Below are 17,944 nucleotides of genomic sequence, written 5' to 3'. Positions count from 1 at the left end.
GACGCTTCGGCGGGCGCCGTTCATCTTCGCCTGGAAATGCCGGCTGCGCGGGAACGGCCCGTGGCACCGCGCGGCCCATCATCGCCGGCCGCAGGGGCTGGACGCTGCAAACCGGGCTCCCCGCCCGCGACCGGTTCAGGCGGTTCAGACGTCGCGGGTGATGCCGGTAAGGGCCGCCTGCGCCGCCGCCAGGCGGGCGATCGGCACGCGGTAGGGCGAGCAGGAGACGTAGTCCAGCCCCACCTCGGCGCAGAAGCGGATCGAGGCGGGATCGCCGCCATGCTCGCCGCAGATGCCGAGCTTGAGGTCGGGGCGGGTCTTGCGGCCGCGCTCGGTCGCGATCCGGACCAGCTCACCCACGCCATGCGGGTCGATGGTGACGAAGGGATCCTGCGGCAGCAGCCCCTTGCGCTCGTAGATCTGCAGGAAGCGCGCGGCGTCGTCGCGCGAGAGGCCGTAGGTGGTCTGGGTCAGGTCGTTGGTGCCGAAGCTGAAGAACTGCGCCGACTGGGCGATCTCGCCCGCGAGCAGGGCCGCACGCGGCAGCTCGATCATGGTGCCGACCGAATAGGCGGTGGTGACGCCGCTCGCCTTGGCCACCTCGGCCGCGACGCGATCGACCATCTCCTTCAGGACCTCGAACTCCCTGGGCATGGCGACCAGCGGAATCATGACTTCCGGTTCCGCGGTCTCGCCCGTCTCCTTCTTCACCTGCGCCGCCGCCTCGAAGATGGCGCGCGCCTGCATCTCGTAGATCTCGGGGAAGGTGATGCCGAGCCGGCAGCCGCGATGGCCCAGCATCGGGTTCGATTCCTGCAGCATCGCCGCGCGGTGACGAACCCCTTCGAGCTCGATGCCGGCCGCCGCGGCGACCTCGGCCATCTCGGCATCGGTGTGGGGCAGGAACTCGTGCAGCGGCGGATCCAGCAGGCGGATCGTCACCGGCAAGCCCTTCATGATCTGGAACAGCTCGACGAAATCGGCCCGCTGCATCGGCAGGATGCGCGCCAGCGCCTTGCGCCTTCCGGCCTCGTCGTCGGCCAGGATCATCTCGCGCATGGCGACGATACGGGTGCCGTCGAAGAACATATGCTCGGTGCGGCAGAGGCCGATGCCTTCCGCCCCGAAGCGCCGCGCGGTGCGCGCGTCGAGCGGCGTCTCGGCATTGGTGCGCACCTTGAGCTTGCGGATCGAATCCGCCCAGCCCATCAGCGTCGCGAAATCGCCGGAGAGCTCGGGCTGGATCGTGGGCACCTCGCCCAGCATCACCTCGCCGGTGCCGCCGTCGATGGTGATCATGTCGCCGTCGCGCACCACCACGTCGCGCACCTTCATGGTGCGGGCATGGGCGTCGATCCGCAGATCGCCGGCGCCGGAGACGCAAGGCCGGCCCATGCCGCGCGCCACCACCGCCGCATGGCTGGTCATGCCGCCACGGGTGGTCAGGATGCCGACGGCCGCATGCATGCCATGGATGTCCTCCGGGCTGGTCTCGGCCCGGACCAGGATCACCTTGTCGCCCTTGGAGGCGCGGTCCTCGGCCTCGTCGGCCGTGAACACGGCATGGCCGCCCGCAGCCCCCGGCGAAGCCGGCAGTCCGCGCGAGATCACCTTGCGCGGGGCCTTGGGATCGAGCATCGGATGGAGGAGCTGGTCGAGCGAAGCCGGATCGATGCGCCGGATCGCCTCGTTCTGGTCGATGACCCCTTCCTTGACCATGTCGACCGCGACCTTGAGCGCCGCCGCCGCCGTACGCTTGCCGCTGCGGGTCTGCAGCATATAGAGCTTGCCGCGCTGGACCGTGAACTCGATGTCCTGCATGTCGCGGTAATGCGCCTCGAGCTTGTGGCGCACCTGGTCGAGCTCGGCGAACAGCTTCGGCATCACCTCTTCCATCGCCGGCAGGGTCGAGCGATTGGCCTTCTTGCCCGCGATCGTCAGATGCTGCGGCGTGCGGATGCCGGCCACGACATCCTCGCCCTGCGCATTGACGAGATACTCGCCATAGAAGGCGTTCTCGCCGGTGGAGGGATTGCGGGTGAAGGCGACGCCGGTGGCGCAGTCCTCGCCCATATTGCCGAACACCATGGCCTGGATGTTGACGGCCGTGCCCCAATCCTCGGGGATCGAATGCAGGCGGCGATAGGTGACGGCGCGCTGCGTATGCCAGCTGCCGAAGACCGCGCCGATCGCGGCCCAGAGCTGGGCCTTGGGATCCTGCGGGAAGGGCTTGCCGGTCTCGGACTGGACCTTGGCCTTGTAGCCCGCGATGATCTTCTGCAGGGCTTCTGGCATCAGCTCGGTATCGAGCGAGAGGCCGCGATCCTCCTTCTCGAGCTCGATGATCTCTTCGAAATGATGATGCTCGACGCCCAGCACCACATTGCCGAACATCTGGATGAAGCGGCGATAGCTGTCATAGGCAAAGCGCGCGTCGCCGACATGCTTCGCGAGGCTTTCGACGGTGGTGTCGTTGAGGCCGAGATTGAGGACCGTGTCCATCATGCCCGGCATCGAGACGCGGGCACCGGAGCGCACCGACACCAGCAGCGGGTTGGTCTCGTCGCCGAATTTGGCGCCGACCATGGCCTCGATGCCGGCAAGCGCCTCTTCGACATCCTTCTCGAGCCCGGCCGGATAGCTCTGGCCGTTGGCATAATAATAAGTGCAGACCTCGGTGGTGATGGTGAAGCCCGGCGGCACCGGCAAGCCCAGGCTCGACATCTCGGCCAGATTGGCGCCCTTGCCGCCCAGCAGGTTGCGCATCTCGGCGCGACCCTCGGCCTTGCCGGCGCCGAAGCGATAGACCCATTTGGCGTTTTCGGATTGGGGTTGCTTGCCCTTCGCCACTTTCGCCTGCGCCATGGTTCTCAGCCTTCGATCTTGGAGAAATCCGCAACCAGCCCCAGGGTCGCGCGGATCCGCGACAGCAATCTTAGCCGATTCGCCCGCAAATCCGGATTCGCATCATTGACCGTCACCGTGTCAAAAAAAGCGTCCACAGGACTGCGTAACGACGACATGGCGGCCATCGCTCCCGTAAAATCCTCTTTTGCCACAGCCTGCTGGGCGCGATCGGCCGCGGCCCCGAGGGCCTGTCCCAGAGCCTTCTCCGCCGCCTCCTTGAAGAGCTCCGGATCGGCCCCCCCCTCATAGGACTTGCCGTCCTTCTTCTCCTCGATGCGCAGGATGTTGGCTGCGCGCTTCTGCGCCGTCAGCAGATGCGCACCGTCCTCGGTCGCAAGGAACTTGGCCAGGGCTTCGACCCGCGCCAACAGGCGCACCAGATCGTCGTCGCCGCCCAGCGCAAACACTGCGGCGATCAGGTCATGCCGCGCACCCTTCTCTTTCAGCGCGACCTTGAGACGGTCAGCGAAGAATGTAAGCAACTCCTCGGAATCAAATTTCCCAGTGCTACCGGCTTGCTGATAGTCCAGTTGGGAATTCGCTTTCTTGAAGGCTGCCCGCAAAGAAATTCTGAGCTTGTTCTCGATGATAAGGCGGATGGCACCCAACGCCGCACGGCGCAGCGCGAAAGGATCCTTCGAGCCCGTCGGCTTCTCGTCGATCGCGAAGAAGCCCACGAGAATGTCGATCTTGTCGGCGAGCGCCACCGCGACCGAGACGGGCGCCGTCGGACAGGCATCGTTGGGGCCGAGCGGCGAATAGTGCTCGGCGATGGCATGCGCCACCTCGGGCGCCTCGCCCTGCGCCAGCGCGTAATAACGGCCCATCACGCCCTGGAGTTCCGGAAACTCGCCGACCATGCCGGTGACCAGATCGGCCTTGGCGAGCTCGGCGGCGCGCGCCACCTTCGCGGGATCGGCGCCGGGGATCGATTTCGCCAGCTCGAGCGCCAGCGTCTTCACCCGCGCCATCTTCTCGGCGACGGTGCCGAGTTTGGCGTGGAACACGATATCCTTCAGCGCCGGCAGCCGCTCCTCGAGCCGGACCTTCCGGTCCTGATCCCAGAAGAACTGCGCGTCCGAGAGCCGCGCGCGCAGCACGCGCTCGTTGCCGGCGACGATGGCCGCACCCTTGTCCTTCGTCTCCATGTTGGAGACGACGAGGAAGCGCGGCGCCAGCTTGCCGCTGCCTTCGGTCACCGCGAAATATTTCTGGTGCGCCCGCATCGAGCCGGTCAGCACCTCCGGCGGCAGGCTCATGAAGGCCTCGTCGATGCGGCCCATCAGCACGACCGGCCATTCGACCAGCCCCGTCACCTCGTCGAGCAGGCCTTCGTCATGGCGGAGCTTCAACTGGACCTCGCCGGCCTTCGCCTCGGCCTGGCGCAGGATCTCGGCGCGGCGCTCTGACGGGTCGAGGATGACGTAATGTTCCTTGAGGCGGTGCTTGTAGTCCGCCATCGCGTCGACCGGGAAGGCGCCCGGCGACAGGAAGCGATGGCCGCGGCTCTCGTCGCCGAAATTCAGCACCGCGCCGCCCAGGTCGAATCTGCCCTTGAGCGGCTTGCCGTCGAACATCGCGGTGATGGCATGGAGCGGCCGCACCCAGCGGAAGCTCTGGCTGGCGAAGCGCATCGATTTGGGCCAGGAGAGGGCCGCGACAGCTTCCGACAGCAAGGCGGGGAGCATCGCGGCGGTGGGCCCACCGGTCTTCTTCGAGACGGCGAACCAGAAGATGCCTTTGCCGGTGTCGCGCTGCTCGCACTGATCGAGGCTGGCGAGGCCCGCGGACTTCAGGAATCCCTGGACGGCCTGGTCGGGCGAGCCGACGCGCGGGCCCTTCTTCTCTTCGCTGATATCGGGCTGCTGGGTCGGCAGGTCATGCACGCCCAGCGCCAGGCGGCGCGGCGTGACATAGCTCTCGGCCTTGGCGAAGGCGAGGCCGGCGGCCTTGAGCTTCTCGGTGACGAGCCGCTTCAGCTCCTCGGCCGCGCGCGCCTGCATGCGCGCGGGGATCTCTTCGGAGAACAGCTCGAGAAGCAGCTCGGCCATGGTTCAGAGGGTCTCCCCCGATCCGGAACGACGCCCGGTGGGCACGATCCGCAGGAGACATCGCAGCGCGTGGCGCGAGCGTTGGGCACAGGCATTGGCGTCGGGCGCGCGCGATTCCTTGCGCGCACCCTCGCTTTTGGAAGGCTCGGCGTCGCTGGCGGCAGCGGCGGCGGTCGTCGTTACGGTTTGAATTCGGGGAGCACGGCGCATCAAATCCTATCCTTCTTCTCCGGCAAGCCAGGCCTCGCAGCAGCCCTTGGCCAGCGCGCGGACGCGCGCGATATAGGCCTGCCGCTCGGTCACCGAGATGACCCCGCGGGCATCGAGCAGATTGAAGAGGTGGCTCGCCTTCATGCATTGATCGTAGGCGGGCAACGCGAGCGGCTGGGGGAGCGCCAGCAGCGCGTTGCACTCCTTCTCGGCATCCTGGAAATGGCTGAAGAGCGCCGACACCGTCGCGTGCTCGAAATTGAAGGCGGAGAATTCGCGCTCCGCCCGCCGGTAGACGTCCTCATAGCGGACGCCGGCGCCATTCCAGTCGAGGTCGTAGATGCTCTCCACGCCCTGCACATACATGGCGAGGCGTTCGAGCCCGTAGGTCAGCTCGGTCGAGACGGGGTCGCACTCGATCCCGCCCACCTGCTGGAAATAGGTGAACTGGCTGACTTCCATCCCGTCGAGCCAGACTTCCCAGCCCAGGCCCCAGGCACCCAGGGTCGGGCTTTCCCAGTCGTCCTCAACGAAACGGATGTCGTGGGCGAGGGGATCGATGCCAAGTGCGGCCAAACTGCCCAGATAGAGCGCCTGGCTCTCGGGCGGCGACGGCTTCAGGATCACCTGGAACTGATAATAATGCTGCAGCCGGTTGGGGTTATCGCCATAGCGCCCGTCCTTGGGACGGCGCGAGGGCTGGACATAGGCGGCGCTCCAGGGCTTGGGCCCGAGCGCGCGCAGGGTGGTCGCCCAATGAAAGGTGCCCGCCCCCACCTCCATGTCGTAGGGCTGCAGGATCAGGCAGCCCTGACGTGCCCAATAGTCCTGCAGCTTCAAGATGAGCCGCTGGAAGCAGGTCTCGGGATTGGCGGGTGGCCGCTCAGGCAAGGCGGGCGAATCCTTGGAGGGAAAACGTTTTTGTGCGGTGCAAAAGCTACCGGTGCCCCCGGGCAGGGTCAAGCCAGCCGGTTACGGTTGGTTAACCGTAAGGGCGGTCGAACAGATTGATTTCAGGAGCCAAACGGGCAGCGGGGCTTGCCGCAGGCGCCGCTGCCTTGTGCGACATAAGCGCCGCAAACCGGGCATTCCCGAGTCTCCGCGACACCGGTTCGGCTGGTGGCGGCCTGGGTCCGAGTCTGGCGGGGGTTTCGGGCCTGGGCCTTGGCCTCGCGCACCCGCGCCTGGGCCTCCGCGATTCGCGCCTTCTGGACCCGTCCGATGATTTTGAAGGCCTGCCAGATCACCACGATGATGGCGACAAGGACCAGAATCTTGGGCAGGCCCGGCATGGAGAACATGGTCGGGGTTTAAAGGCCGGGGGGCCGGGGGTCAAGACCGGGGGGCCGGATGCCCCGGGGAGTGTCTGGTGTGTCTGTCCCCTCCCCCGGAAAGGGGGAGGGTCAGGGAGGGGAAACGCGCGTTGCCTGCCACCGAGCAGCCCCCTCCTTAATCCTCCCCCGTGAGTCGGGGGAGGAGATGAAGTGGGTCTACAGAATCAGCCCCGCCCCGTCGCGCAGCACCGCCTCGGCCGCTGCGGTGTAGCGCCCGTCGGGCTCATGCAGCACCAGGCCGGGCGCCAGCCGGGTCGGCGTCTGGATGCCCTTGCGGGCCCGGACCAGCACGCGGGCCGCCGGCCGGTTGCCGCCCGGCCAGAGCGGAAACAGCACGATCTCGCCGAAGCGGCCCTGCAGCGCCGCCAGGATCTCCTCGAGCCGGTCGGCACGGTGGATCAGCACCAGGTTGGCTTTGGGCCGCAGCATGGTATGGGCGACGCGCAGCCAGTCGGCGAGCTGGGCCTCGCCCTCGACATTCGAGCGCGCCTTGTCGGCCTGCGGAGACGGCGTCGCCGCTCCCGCCGGCATGAAGGGCGGGTTCATCATCACATGATGGAAGGTGGCCGGGGCCAGGCGCGGCGGCAGCCGCAGCAGATCGCCCACCATGATATCGACGCGGCCCTTCATGCCGTTGAGATCGACATTGCGCATGGCGATCCGTGCCGCCTCGCGGTCGATCTCGATGCCCATCACGCGCAGGCTGGGCTCGCGCGTCGCGAGACAAAGCGCCGCCGCACCGACACCCGCGCCCAGCTCCAGCACCAGGTCCGTCGGCATCGCCGGCACGGAGGCCGCGAGAAACACCGGATCGATCGCGACGCGATAGCCCTCGACCGGCTGCAGCAGCCGTACCCGTCCGCCCAGGATCCGGTCCTCGCGCAGGCCCTCCGGGTTGGGGGCGACAGCGTCCTCGGGCTTCGCCGTCGTCATGAGACGGCGTCCTTGCCGGCTTCCATCAGGCGTCGGGCTTCGTCGAAATCCTCATCCGCCACCATCACGCGTCGGGGAATGGCCGCGATCGAGCCTTCGAGCAGGCTCATATGGGTATCGAGCAGATGGGACGGGATGCCGGCATCGGCCAGCAGGCTCGTGAGCCAGCTCAGCCAGACCGGATCGTTGCTGCGCGTGAGTTCCCGCAAAAAGGGGTGCCCCTTCTCCGCTGTCGAGGCCCGGAAACCTCCGGATTCGCCTGGAAATGTCAGTGAGGACCGGGTCTTTGCGTCATCGCGCCCGCTGGCAACGCGCCTTGACCCGGGCTATACCCCCCCTATGCTCGCCCTGCGGGGTTCGAGGGTCAAGCGCGACCGGTCCGGAAGGCCGGCCCGCGAGGCCCCGGTTGTGTCATCAGACGGGGGTGCGTGGGGTTCGGCCGGCAACGGTCGGGGGTCCGCACGGGAAGGCAATCATGGCGATCGTCGTCAATCTGGATGAGGAGCGCAGCAAGTCGCGCAAGCCCTCGCTCGAGGCGCTGCAGCGGCTGACGGGCGACGACCTGACCGCCGTCAACGCCCTGATCCTGCGCCATATGCAGAGTCCGGTGGCACTGATCCCGCAGCTGGCCGGCCACATCATCGCCGCCGGCGGCAAGCGGCTGCGCCCCCTCCTCACCCTGACCGCGGCGCGGCTCTGCAATTATCGCGGCGACCGCCACAAGGCGCTGGCCGCGACCGTTGAATTCATCCACACCGCGACCCTGCTCCATGACGACGTGGTCGACGACAGCGATCTGCGGCGCGGGCTTGCCACCGCCAACGCGGTCTGGGGCAACAAGGCCTCGGTGCTGGTGGGCGACTTCCTCTTCAGCCGCGCCTTCCAGCTCATGGTGGCCGACGGCTCGCTCAAGGTGCTCGACATCCTCTCTTCCGCCTCGGCCGTGATCGCCGAAGGCGAGGTGCTGCAGCTCGTCACCAGCAACGACACCGAAACCAGCGAGCAGGCCTATCTCGAGGTCATCCGCTGCAAGACGGCGGCCCTGTTCGCGGCCGCCTGCCGCGTCGGCGCGGTGGTGGCGGACCGGCCCAAGGTCGAGGAGGAGGCGCTCGAAAGCTACGGCCTCAATCTCGGCATCGCCTTCCAGCTGATCGACGACATGCTCGATTATTCGGCGCGGCAGTCGGAGCTGGGCAAGACGGTTGGCGACGATTTCCGCGAGGGCAAGATCACGCTGCCGGTGGTGCTGGCTTACCGGCGCGGCGGCACCGAGGAGCGCGCCTTCTGGCGGCGCACGCTGGAGGAACTCAAGCAGGACGAGAGCGATCTGGCCCACGGGATCGAGCTCATGGAGCGCCATGGCGCGCTGCGCGACACGGTCGCCCGCGCGGCCCATTACGGCGCCATCGCCCGCGACGCGCTCGGCATCTTCCCCGATTGCGAGGAGAAGCACGCGCTGCTCGAGGTGGTCGATTTCTGCATCGAACGGGCCTACTAGGCCGCCCACCGGCACCGACCGCCGATACCTAACCCCTGGCGGCGAAATCGCTTTTCCGACCCTTGCGGGCCGGCCGCCCAGCGGCTATAACCCGCCCCGCCCATCGGAGTGTAGCTCAGCCTGGTAGAGCACTGTGTTCGGGACGCAGGGGCCGGAGGTTCGAATCCTCTCACTCCGACCATTTCCCGATGAATATCTGCACGTAAATCCAAGCCGTTATTGAGCTGACCGGTCCCAAAACCCGTCACGGGGTAACGCATGGATAACACCATGCGCCTCTTTCGAGCCCCACTCGGCTCTATTCTGAAAGCCAAAATAAGGGGTGCACAGCGTCGAGGACGGCGAGGGTACGAGGGCGCCCCGGATGTCGAGACGGCACCTCTGCACAGTCCGGGCTTCGCCAAAGCGACAGCTGGATTGCGCCCTACCTTCTTGATGTCGCCCGTCGATTGGATCGGCGCGGCGTTGCTGGAGGTCCTATCGCGTCCGCAGAACGGGCAGACCTTTGCAGCGGGCAGTATCATCTCTGCACAATGGGCACACGGTATTTGCGGGATTCAAGCCAGCGTTCGATTGCGTCAGCGGATTTGATTCTTTTCAAAGCCCTGGCGAATTAACTAGTCCTGGCGCGTGTCGATGAAGGCGACCTTCCACAGGCACCCCCGCGCGCGAGGAACCGCTATGCGATGCTCACGCCTGTTGCTGGTTCGCGTAAAGCACGCGAGGATCAGGGTGGTCGCAGTCTCAGGGGACCATGGATTGCGCGTATTGGGGCCAATCGAAGACGGGGGAGGACGGCATGAAAAATGAGTTGGAGCGGATCGATTCCTCGACCTCCGCCAAAGATATGGCCGTGGTATTGCGTCGCGACGGCGCGGCGATCGTGACGAACGCACTCTCTGCGCAACAGCTGGTCTCTATCAACCACGAACTCGATGTTGCCATCGCCGAGACGGCGCCCGGGCTCCGTAATCCCACCAATGATTTCTTCGTGGAGTTCTACGGCAAGCGGACGATCCGGATCGACGGTCTGCCGGCGAAGTCGAGGACGTTCTGGACGATTCTGGAGTCTTCGTTCATGACCCGCATCGCCGACGAACTCCTGCTGCCTAACTGCGATGACTATCTGTTGAACACCGGGCAGCTCATCCAGATCGGCCCAGGTGAGAACGCCCAGCTCCTGCACCGCGACGAGGATGCTTGGCCCCACTTGAAGCCTCCGAAACCTCAGTTGCAGGTCGAGGCGATGTTCGCGCTCACCGACTTCACGGTGGAGAACGGCGCGACCCAGGTAGTACCTGGCAGCCACCTCTGGGATCCCGAAAGGGTAGCGCAGCCGCATGAGATCAAGAGGGCCGAGATGCTGGCGGGCTCGGCGCTACTCTATCTTGGCACCACCATGCATGGTGGTGGTGCCAACACGACGACCGACCAGTGGCGGCGCGGCATGTTCTTCGGCTTCGTCGTAGGTTGGCTGCGCACCGAGGAGAACACCTTCCTCACCGTTCCCATCGAAACCGTTCGCGCGATGCCCAAACGGGTCCAAGAAGTACTGGGTTACAAGGCCCATGGGGGCATCGGTGTCGTCGATGTCGGCAGCCCCATGGCGCTTCTGACGTAGCTCGGGACTGTGGCGGCAAACAACGCGTTAGCTGACATGTTGTCGTCTCAATTGTGGACCTTGCCGCGTGGGGAATCCTCGCTAAGGCCGCTTCTATGCTGAAACCCGTCTTGCTGATTATGGGTATGTCTGGTGGCATAGCGCACTGAGACTCGCCTCAGTGGAGCCTGTTAGCATCATGGGACGGGTCAAAGACAAGCGCCGGATGGGAACGCTAGGCGATCTGCGCCAGTGCCGCCAGGATCTCTATTTGAACTGCGACCGCACAGGCTGCGGACCCAGCGTTCCGGCGCCTCTTGAGCCACCAATCGAGAAGCTCGGAGGCGCCTTCTCGATTCAAGCTGTGCTTGACCGCGCAGTCTGCACAGCCTGCGGTGCGCGATGACCCGAAGTCGGATGCATGAGGACTCCCGACAATAGCTTGTGGGCGCCACCCCGCGGCCACCAGGTCACGCCGCCCCAATCAGAGCGAAACTTTGATAGCCAGAGTCTTCGCGGCGGTGGCCATCGAGCGCTTAGGGCGCCAGATCTTCAATGAGCTTCAGATCGAGCAGGCTGGCGGCGCCCCAGCCCCGAACGCCTTCCGGAATCTCGGGCCGGAACTCCTCATACAGTTTGTAGGCCTTCGCGGCCAAATCCTTAGGCGGCATGGAAGCGGCGAGCTTGGTCATGGCGCCAGCCACGTCACCGAGCGCGTCCCCGAACTTGCTCTCAAGGTATTTTCCGACCGATTTCGGATCGACGGGCTTCTCCTTGGCCAACGCCCGGAGCCCTTCCGGTGTGCGTGCGACCGGCACGGCGCGATTGAGGAGGGCGACATGGAGATGCTCGCCATGCTTCATCTTTTCGCGCTGCTCTTTGACGCTTTGGGGACTGGGCTCATAGATGCCGAGCCTGACCCCCTTGGCATAGGCATTCATGCCGGCCACGGCTTTTCCCAGTGTCAGGGCCTCCGCTCGATTGAATCCCAGGCGCTGGGCAACAATCGCAGCCCACAGCGTCAGCACCGGCGCTCTGTTGATACTGGCCGTGCGTCGAGCCATGTGCGCTCCTCCCGAATGCGGCGGCCGGTTAAGCCACAGCATCGCCCCAATCGGCCTTGGGCACGCCCGCATCAGATAGATCGAAGATCGTGGCGACGGGCGAGGAAAATACGTCGCCGACATCAGCGCGGGCAACTTTCGCAGACAACCAACGGCGCTCGCTCGGATCCCAGGTTTCGACGGCACCCCGACCGTCAGGGAATTTGACAATTCGGGCAATCAAGCCATGGGCCAATACCGGCCCCATCATCAATTCGGGACCAGCTGAAGCGTCAATCCTGCTCTCTGCCATTCGGTGCCTCCAAGATTCCCGGATAGCCAAGGCGTGGCCCTGGTTCGTACCCGGTCCCTGCAGCATCGCCGCAGTTGCGTGTGGCCCGGAGCGCGCCAAGCCCGTATAGCGGAATCCATTCGTCCCCAGCGCCTCGGAAACGCGATCCCAATGAACCGTGAACTTCGGCGGCCACCACTCGTATGGCTGCTGGATCAGGTGTGCATTCCGGCCATCGGGCAGGATCTTGAGCGCCACCTGCGTGTGAACCACCAGGAAGACGGCGCGCGTGGCGCAGCGGGCGATGTCGGTGAGCGCGTTGTCTAGGAACTCGGGCTCGCTGTGTTCGAGCATGTCGGTGCAGACGACGATCTCCGCAGGCTTGGGCGGCGCATCCAGGGCCGGATCGTAGCCTCGCACGGTTAGCCCGCTGTGCCTCAGGTCATCGCTCAGAACCTGCTTACCGCAGCCGTAGTCGAGGATCGTTGAGCAGTTGAAGCTCGGCAGCGAGCCTTGCGACGTTCGGCGCCCAGCGCTGGCCACCCACGCCGTAGTTCCCGCCGCGGTGCAGGTCGCGGTTCTGCTTGAGGTAGTCGTCAGATATCAGCATGTGGGTGAAGTCTCCGAAGAAGACACGAACACTGCCCTATCACCGAAACTTCGTTGGTTTCTTAAGGGCCGGGCCAATGCCGCGTCAATCGCATTGAGCAGAAACACTCATGCGCATTAATCGCGCGAATGTCTATCCACAACGGCCCGCGTGTGATACGCCTTTGTTGGCTGCGCGGTTCCAACGCCGGTTGCGGGGGGAGGCTCCCGACCGTGGGTGGCATCGATCAGCCAACGTGTCATGACGGTCGCCGGTGGTTTGCGCGTTGCCCTCCACCGGCGGTCGGTCCTTCAAAGCCGATGGATGGGTGAGGCCGCCTATCTAGCAGCCCTCATTGGCCCCTCATCCTTCCGAGGACCCCGCGCCACGATCTTCAGGGCGGCGTCAGGCAGCGGCCGCTGCAGCTTCATGGCTTCCTCAGGCGACGCGCGCATCCATAGATCAAACTCCTCTGGCTTGGTCAGGATGACCGGCATCGCCTTTGGGTGGATGGCGCCAACTTCCTTGTTCGGCTCGGTCGTCAGGAAGCCGAAAATGTCGATGGTCACTGGCCCCTCTTTCACCTTTCGCACGCCGCACCAGTTCGGCCAGATGCCGGCGAAGAACGCCAAGGGCCGCGTCTCATCGAAGGCGAACCATACGGGCGGTTCAGTGCCGTCTGGCAGATGCTCATTCTCGGAAAAGCTGGTGAAGGGCACCAGGCAACGGCTCCCGATGCCAAACCAGCGCCGCCAAGGAGGCGACTTCACGTTCCGGATATTGGTGACCCCTGTCGCGCGGTTCACCCGATATCTCCCCGAACCATGGCCGAGCGTCGTCCATGTGGCTCCACAGCATGACGATGGCACCCGTTCGAGGGCCCCGACGGCCCCTCCGTGCCGTTCTCGCGCGGCCGGCATCGGCAAGGCTGCCGCCGCGACCGGCGGCGGCCAAGACTTCTCTCCCAGGCCGGCCAAAGGGCCTGCTTCGGTCGAAGGCCGTTGCAGGCCTGCGAGCGCGCCTCGTTCGTCAGCGCGCCGCCGCCAACGCATAGGTGCGGTCCCGGATATAACGGGTCAGGGCCGGCCGTTCGCGGATGTCACGCATCGCGTCATAGGGGATCACGTCGCCGATCTCGGCGTTGAAGCTGCAACCGATCTTGTTCGCGACCTCGTGCAGCAGCAAGGCGAGGCGGGCGGTCATGCTGATATGGCTGGCGATCTGAAACAGGCGGCTGTTCTGGCCGTGGAAATAGATCGGAACCACCGCGGCCCCGCCCTCGTGGATCAGGCGGGCGGTAAAGGGCTTCCAGTCCAGGTCGATGGCGGCGCGTGCGAAGGGCGTCGGCGTCGTCGCGACGCCGCCAGCCGGAAAGACGATCAGGCAGCCGCCGTCCCGGATATGGGTGCGTGCCGTGGCGCGGGTCGCGAGGTTGGTCGCGCGCGCCGTCGGCGTCGGGTCGAAATCGACCGGCAGGATGAAATGCTGCACCTCGGCGTCGGGCGGATAGAGCCGGGCATTGGTCAGCACCTTGAAGTCGCTGCGCACCCTGTTCGTGAGATGGCCGATAAGCAGCCCGTCGATCAATCCAAAGGGGTGATTGGCGACGATGACCAGGGGGCCGCTGGGCGGCAGGGCCTCGAGCTTGGCGGCATCGTAAGCGATCGAGAGATTGAGCAGCCGCATGGCCGCTTCCCAGAAATCCACGCTGCCGCGCAGCTCGGACTGGTAGATGTCGTAGAGGCGCTTGAGCCTGAGCTGGCCGGTCAGCAGCTCGACGGCGTGAATGAAGGCCCGCGAGGCCAGCTTGTCGCAACGGCTGGCATAGGTGAGGTCGATCTCGGCCGCGTCGAGCGCCACGGTGCTGAACATGGCATGGGAGTCTCACCTGATTCGGTTGCGCCCATGTCGCAGATTTTTGACGATCTGGCGTCGGCCGAGGCCGGGTCACGCCGCGAGATTCGGCGCCGATTCCGGTTCCGCCTTCGGATGGCCGACATGCCAAGAGGCTCCGACCCCCATGAGCCAATTTCGGTTGTCGAGCTCATGGGGGCCGTGGAAGAAGTTCCGAGGCCGTTCAATCCGGCAAATACTGCCCGTACTGTGCGATGGTATCGGGGCAATAGGGCTCCAGCGCCGCACGATGCTGCTGGTTCGTGCTGCCATAGGCTGTCTGCGTCTCCGCACCCACATAGGGAATGAGAGACGACGCCGTGGGGTCGCTGCTGCTCGCCTCCATATCCAGCACCTCCATCTGACGTATGTTGTTGACTTGCGCCACCGCGAAGTTCGCGTAGCAGTTGGCAAGCGCCGCTCGCGCCTCCGCCGGCGCCTTGCTCGACACCGACTTCATCGAGGTTCCGACAAGATAGGCGTGATAATTGGCGTAACCGCCTTGCGGCGCCTTGGAGCCCGAAGCGGCGCACGCGGCCAACATCCCCGTCACGACGACGAAAGCGACGGCTCTGATGCGAATCATCTGATTCCCCTCCCGCCGCAATCAGAAAATACCCGCCGAAAGCCGCGGTGTGCGGCCTGCACCGCTTCCTCCCGACCCCAACGCCCAAGGCTATCGCGGCGATCGGCAACGGCCAAGTGGGCCCCGGATGGCATTGAGGGCATTTTCGGCGATCTCCACGGACCCGGATGCTGGGCCGACCCGGGGAGTCGGCCCTGGTGCCGGGAAACGCCGGTATCGTGGAACGCCCGATCCCGAATTCTGTTATCCTCATTGCAGGAATGGGGCAGACTCCGTTCCCCACCGCGGCGGCGGGAGGACGCAGATGGACCCTTCCCTCCATCGACGAGCGCTACCGATCATCCTTCTGGGATGCCTGCTGGCACTCAGTGCCTGCGACCTGGGTCCACCCCGCTTCGACGCGATCACGGCCCGAACCTACCAATGCAACGGCGCCGATCCCAACGCGGGTTATTCGGCCTGCAACCGGGAACCACCGCGCTAAGGCAACTCCATTAACGATCGCCGGACATTGTTTCTGCAAGGGCCCATCGCGCGCTCGTGAATTTGGCCCTGCCCATCGTCCTGACCAACTTCCTCGAGACGGGTTATGAGCTCACCGATGCCTTCTGGGTCGGCCGGCCTGACTTCTGTGGTGAGGTCGTTTCGCGGAACCTTCCCGGGCGCTAGACCTCGGCTCCGACAGGAAGGCGAGGTTTCTCGCCGGCGGCGGCGTCTTTCCTCCTCATGCGACGAGCATCTTGCGCGGAGCCCGTACCCTGCCCCTGCCGTTGCCATTCGTCGTGAGCTCGAGACCGCTCGGCCGTTGCGGCAGATAGGTGGGCCCGCGGGCCTCACGCAAACGCTCCGCCAGGTTGTCCAGCCGCCGCGCGACTTCCACCACGCCGCCCGCGCCGAGCACATCAGTATCGTAGAACGCGATGCGATCCTGCGCCGCGATCGCCATCCGGTCGATCACCTTTTCGGTCAGGATACCGTCTTCGCGGAGGGCGACTATCGCCGCCTGAAACATGATGATGTCGGCCGTGACCGTACACACCATGTTCTGCACTGCGGATTCCGTTTCATTGAGGCGTTTCAGGATGTCCTCGATCGTCATCATGGCAGCCTCGGAGGGTTAGGTGAACGCAAGAAAGGCTGTCACCCCAGTTTGCGGGCAGCCACCATCGTTCTCCCACAGGCCACGCGTCAAACAACGGAATCTACTTAAGACTAAGGTCGGGCTGACGCGGTCGTCGGGAGGTCCATGATCGATTTCTCGCGGATTGTTGTACAGTGAACCAACAACCGTGGTTGTGAAGAACGCCGTCGGATGGCCGGAGCACCAGGATGAGCCTTTCCCTGCGAGAACGATCTCTGCGCTTCGTGCTCTTGGGATGTCTGCTCGCGCTCGGTGCTTGCGATCTGGGCCCGCCCCGCTTTGACTCGATCACGGCACGGACCTACCAATGCAATGGGGCCGATCCCAATGCCGGCTACTCGGCCTGCAATCGGGAGCCGCCAGCGCGCTGACACCGCGACCCACCCGGCCGGACGGAAGATCCAGCGAGCGCGATGCCGCATGTAACCTCAGACGGGCAGGCTCCCTCATGAACGACCGCCGAACCTTGTTTCTCGAAGGCCCGATCGCGCGCGCGCTGGTGACCTTGGCCATCCCCATCATCCTGACCAACATTCTCCAGACCGGTTATCAGCTCACCGATGCTTTCTGGGTCGGGCGGTTGGGAGCCGCGGCGGTCGCCGCGGTCTCGGTCAGCTTTCCGGTGACGTTCCTCGTGATCGCGCTGGGATCGGGGCTCGCCATGGCAGGGGCGACGCTGACCTCGCAATATATGGGCGCCGGCCGGCAGGATTTGGTCAATCATGTCGCGGCCCAGACCATGATCATGGTGGCGATCACCTCGGTCATCCTCGGCGCGCTGGGCTATGTCTTGGCGCCCTATCTTCTCGAGTTGCTGGGCGTGGCGCCGGACGTCCATGACGGCGCGCTCGGATTCATGCGCGTCTCCTTCGTCGGCGTGATCTTCGTCTTCCTCTACGCGATGTTTCAGGCGCTGATGCGCGGCGTCGGCCAGACCCGCATGCCGCTCTATATCGTGCTGGGAACGGTCATCCTGAATTTCCTGCTCGATCCGCTGTTCATCTTCGGCTGGGGACCGATGCCGGCCCTGGGCGTCGTGGGGGCGGCGCTGGCCACGCTCGTGACCCAGGCGCTGGCGGCGCTTCTGGGCGTCATCATCTTCCTGCGGGGCCGGCATGGGATCCGGCTCTTCTGGCGCGCGCTTGTCCCCGATATCGCCTATATCAAACGGGCCTTCCTGCTGGGGTTCCCGGGCTCGGTCGAGCTGTCGACGCGCGGGCTGGGCCTCATGATCATGTCCTTCCTGGTGGCGAGCTTCGGCACGCTCACCATCGCGGCCTATGGCGTCGGCTCGACCATTCTGCAGGTGGTGACCATTCCGGCGATGGGCATGTCGATGGCCGTCTCGACCCTGGTCGGCCAGAACATCGGCGCCGGCAACATCGACCGCGCCGCGCGGATCACCCGGCTGGGGACATTGCTCGGGTTCGCCGTTCTCAGCTTGGCCGGCGCGGTGGCCTATCTGTTTGCCCCCGCGATCGTCTCCGTCTTCATCCCGAACGATGGAGACGTCATCGCCGAAGGGGCGCGCTTCATCCGGATCATGAGCCTGGCCTGGGGCTGCATCGGGATTCAGCTCTGCATCGTGGCGGCCTTCCGGGCCTCCGGCAACATGCTGATCGCCATGGTCATCGCGCTGGTTTCCCAATGGATGATCCAGTTTCCGCTGGCCTATGTCCTGTCGAAGCACACGGTGCTGCTGGCCCATGGATTGTGGTGGTCGTTCCCGATCACCAACGTTCTCGTCGCGATCGTCTCGATCTGCTGGTTCGCGCGGGGAAGCTGGAAGAGCACGAAGCTGACGGAAGAGAGCCGCCTCACGACCCAGGTCGTCCAGGAAGCGATCATCGAGGAGGGAATTCGTTAG

The 17,944-nt window shown here is 65.2% G+C and carries 15 protein-coding genes and 1 tRNA gene; 4 read left to right on the top strand and 12 right to left on the bottom strand.

Going from position 1 to position 17,944, the window contains the following annotated elements:
• Nucleotides 1-144: 144 nt before the first annotated feature.
• The 6 genes from ppdK to FRZ44_RS06535 all read right to left on the bottom strand — a co-directional run bounded on the left by ppdK (nucleotide 145) and on the right by FRZ44_RS06535 (nucleotide 7,644).
• Nucleotides 145-2,865 (bottom strand): pyruvate, phosphate dikinase, encoded by a 2,721-nt coding sequence (gene ppdK, locus FRZ44_RS06560; protein WP_151176427.1) that lies wholly within the window; start codon nucleotides 2,863-2,865, stop codon nucleotides 145-147.
• Nucleotides 2,866-2,870: 5 nt separating this feature from the next.
• A complete protein-coding gene (glyS, locus tag FRZ44_RS06555) occupies nucleotides 2,871-4,958 on the bottom strand; it encodes a glycine--tRNA ligase subunit beta (protein WP_151176426.1) in 2,088 nt (695 codons plus the stop codon).
• A gap of 216 nt (nucleotides 4,959-5,174) precedes the next feature.
• Entirely contained in the window at nucleotides 5,175-6,059 is an 885-nt protein-coding gene (locus FRZ44_RS06550; RefSeq protein WP_151176425.1) for a glycine--tRNA ligase subunit alpha, read from the bottom strand.
• A 122-nt stretch (nucleotides 6,060-6,181) separates the two neighbouring features.
• Nucleotides 6,182-6,469, bottom strand: a complete 288-nt coding sequence (locus tag FRZ44_RS06545; RefSeq protein ID WP_151176424.1) for a twin-arginine translocase TatA/TatE family subunit — start codon at nucleotides 6,467-6,469, stop codon at nucleotides 6,182-6,184.
• A 189-nt stretch (nucleotides 6,470-6,658) separates the two neighbouring features.
• Nucleotides 6,659-7,435, bottom strand: a complete 777-nt coding sequence (locus FRZ44_RS06540; RefSeq protein WP_151176423.1) for a tRNA1(Val) (adenine(37)-N6)-methyltransferase — start codon at nucleotides 7,433-7,435, stop codon at nucleotides 6,659-6,661.
• Complete coding sequence (locus FRZ44_RS06535) at nucleotides 7,432-7,644, bottom strand: putative signal transducing protein (protein WP_151176422.1); 213 nt, start codon at nucleotides 7,642-7,644, stop codon at nucleotides 7,432-7,434. Before FRZ44_RS06535 ends, FRZ44_RS06540 begins: the two co-directional genes overlap by 4 nt.
• Before the next feature lie 266 nt (nucleotides 7,645-7,910).
• Between FRZ44_RS06535 and FRZ44_RS06530 the strand changes: the two genes are divergently transcribed.
• The 3 genes from FRZ44_RS06530 (at nucleotide 7,911) to FRZ44_RS06520 (ending at nucleotide 10,554) form a co-directional block, all read left to right on the top strand.
• Nucleotides 7,911-8,933 (top strand): polyprenyl synthetase family protein, encoded by a 1,023-nt coding sequence (locus FRZ44_RS06530; protein WP_151176421.1) that lies wholly within the window; start codon nucleotides 7,911-7,913, stop codon nucleotides 8,931-8,933.
• A 104-nt stretch (nucleotides 8,934-9,037) separates the two neighbouring features.
• Nucleotides 9,038-9,114 (top strand) — tRNA-Pro (locus FRZ44_RS06525).
• Nucleotides 9,115-9,732: 618 nt separating this feature from the next.
• The gene (locus FRZ44_RS06520; protein ID WP_191908448.1) at nucleotides 9,733-10,554 is read left to right on the top strand and encodes a phytanoyl-CoA dioxygenase family protein; all 822 of its coding nucleotides are present in this window, start codon (nucleotides 9,733-9,735) and stop codon (nucleotides 10,552-10,554) included.
• A 515-nt stretch (nucleotides 10,555-11,069) separates the two neighbouring features.
• On the opposite strand, the gene FRZ44_RS06515 is transcribed toward FRZ44_RS06520, so the two are convergent.
• The 6 genes from FRZ44_RS06515 to FRZ44_RS06490 form a co-directional block, all read right to left on the bottom strand.
• Nucleotides 11,070-11,597: a hypothetical protein gene (locus tag FRZ44_RS06515; RefSeq protein ID WP_151176419.1), complete on the bottom strand. Its 528-nt coding sequence runs from the start codon at nucleotides 11,595-11,597 to the stop codon at nucleotides 11,070-11,072.
• Between the two features lie 28 nt (nucleotides 11,598-11,625).
• The gene (locus tag FRZ44_RS06510; RefSeq protein ID WP_151176418.1) at nucleotides 11,626-12,411 is read right to left on the bottom strand and encodes a methyltransferase domain-containing protein; all 786 of its coding nucleotides are present in this window, start codon (nucleotides 12,409-12,411) and stop codon (nucleotides 11,626-11,628) included.
• Between the two features lie 384 nt (nucleotides 12,412-12,795).
• Nucleotides 12,796-13,263, bottom strand: a complete 468-nt coding sequence (locus FRZ44_RS06505) for an SOS response-associated peptidase family protein (RefSeq protein WP_456077623.1) — start codon at nucleotides 13,261-13,263, stop codon at nucleotides 12,796-12,798.
• Nucleotides 13,264-13,486: 223 nt separating this feature from the next.
• Nucleotides 13,487-14,329, bottom strand: coding sequence for a lysophospholipid acyltransferase family protein (locus tag FRZ44_RS06500; protein WP_151176416.1), 843 nt, complete (start codon nucleotides 14,327-14,329; stop codon nucleotides 13,487-13,489).
• A gap of 205 nt (nucleotides 14,330-14,534) precedes the next feature.
• Nucleotides 14,535-14,936 (bottom strand): hypothetical protein, encoded by a 402-nt coding sequence (locus tag FRZ44_RS06495; protein ID WP_151176415.1) that lies wholly within the window; start codon nucleotides 14,934-14,936, stop codon nucleotides 14,535-14,537.
• 724 nt (nucleotides 14,937-15,660) lie between these two features.
• Entirely contained in the window at nucleotides 15,661-16,038 is a 378-nt protein-coding gene (locus FRZ44_RS06490; protein ID WP_151176414.1) for a hypothetical protein, read from the bottom strand.
• Between the two features lie 487 nt (nucleotides 16,039-16,525).
• Here FRZ44_RS06490 and FRZ44_RS06485 point away from each other — a divergent pair, with 487 nt between their 5' ends.
• On the top strand, nucleotides 16,526-17,944 hold the full coding sequence (locus FRZ44_RS06485; RefSeq protein WP_151176413.1) for an MATE family efflux transporter: 1,419 nt from the start codon (nucleotides 16,526-16,528) through the stop codon (nucleotides 17,942-17,944).

The sequence above is a fragment of the Hypericibacter terrae genome (assembly GCF_008728855.1).
Taxonomy (GTDB): Bacteria; Pseudomonadota; Alphaproteobacteria; order Dongiales; family Dongiaceae; genus Hypericibacter; species Hypericibacter terrae.
The sequence above is the reverse complement of the archived record's forward strand: the minus strand, read 5'-3'. Positions and strand labels throughout refer to the sequence as shown.

Coding starts and splice junctions, on each gene's coding strand:
- FRZ44_RS06500 (WP_151176416.1), bottom strand. CDS start 14,329: ATGTTCAGCACCGTGGCGCTCGACGCGGCCGAGATCGACCTCACCTAT.
- FRZ44_RS06485 (WP_151176413.1), top strand. CDS start 16,526: ATGAACGACCGCCGAACCTTGTTTCTCGAAGGCCCGATCGCGCGCGCG.
- FRZ44_RS06545 (WP_151176424.1), bottom strand. CDS start 6,469: ATGTTCTCCATGCCGGGCCTGCCCAAGATTCTGGTCCTTGTCGCCATC.
- FRZ44_RS06520 (WP_191908448.1), top strand. CDS start 9,733: ATGAAAAATGAGTTGGAGCGGATCGATTCCTCGACCTCCGCCAAAGAT.
- FRZ44_RS06530 (WP_151176421.1), top strand. CDS start 7,911: ATGGCGATCGTCGTCAATCTGGATGAGGAGCGCAGCAAGTCGCGCAAG.
- ppdK (WP_151176427.1), bottom strand. CDS start 2,865: ATGGCGCAGGCGAAAGTGGCGAAGGGCAAGCAACCCCAATCCGAAAAC.
- FRZ44_RS06495 (WP_151176415.1), bottom strand. CDS start 14,936: ATGATTCGCATCAGAGCCGTCGCTTTCGTCGTCGTGACGGGGATGTTG.
- FRZ44_RS06490 (WP_151176414.1), bottom strand. CDS start 16,038: ATGATGACGATCGAGGACATCCTGAAACGCCTCAATGAAACGGAATCC.
- FRZ44_RS06540 (WP_151176423.1), bottom strand. CDS start 7,435: ATGACGACGGCGAAGCCCGAGGACGCTGTCGCCCCCAACCCGGAGGGC.
- FRZ44_RS06515 (WP_151176419.1), bottom strand. CDS start 11,597: ATGGCTCGACGCACGGCCAGTATCAACAGAGCGCCGGTGCTGACGCTG.
- glyS (WP_151176426.1), bottom strand. CDS start 4,958: ATGGCCGAGCTGCTTCTCGAGCTGTTCTCCGAAGAGATCCCCGCGCGC.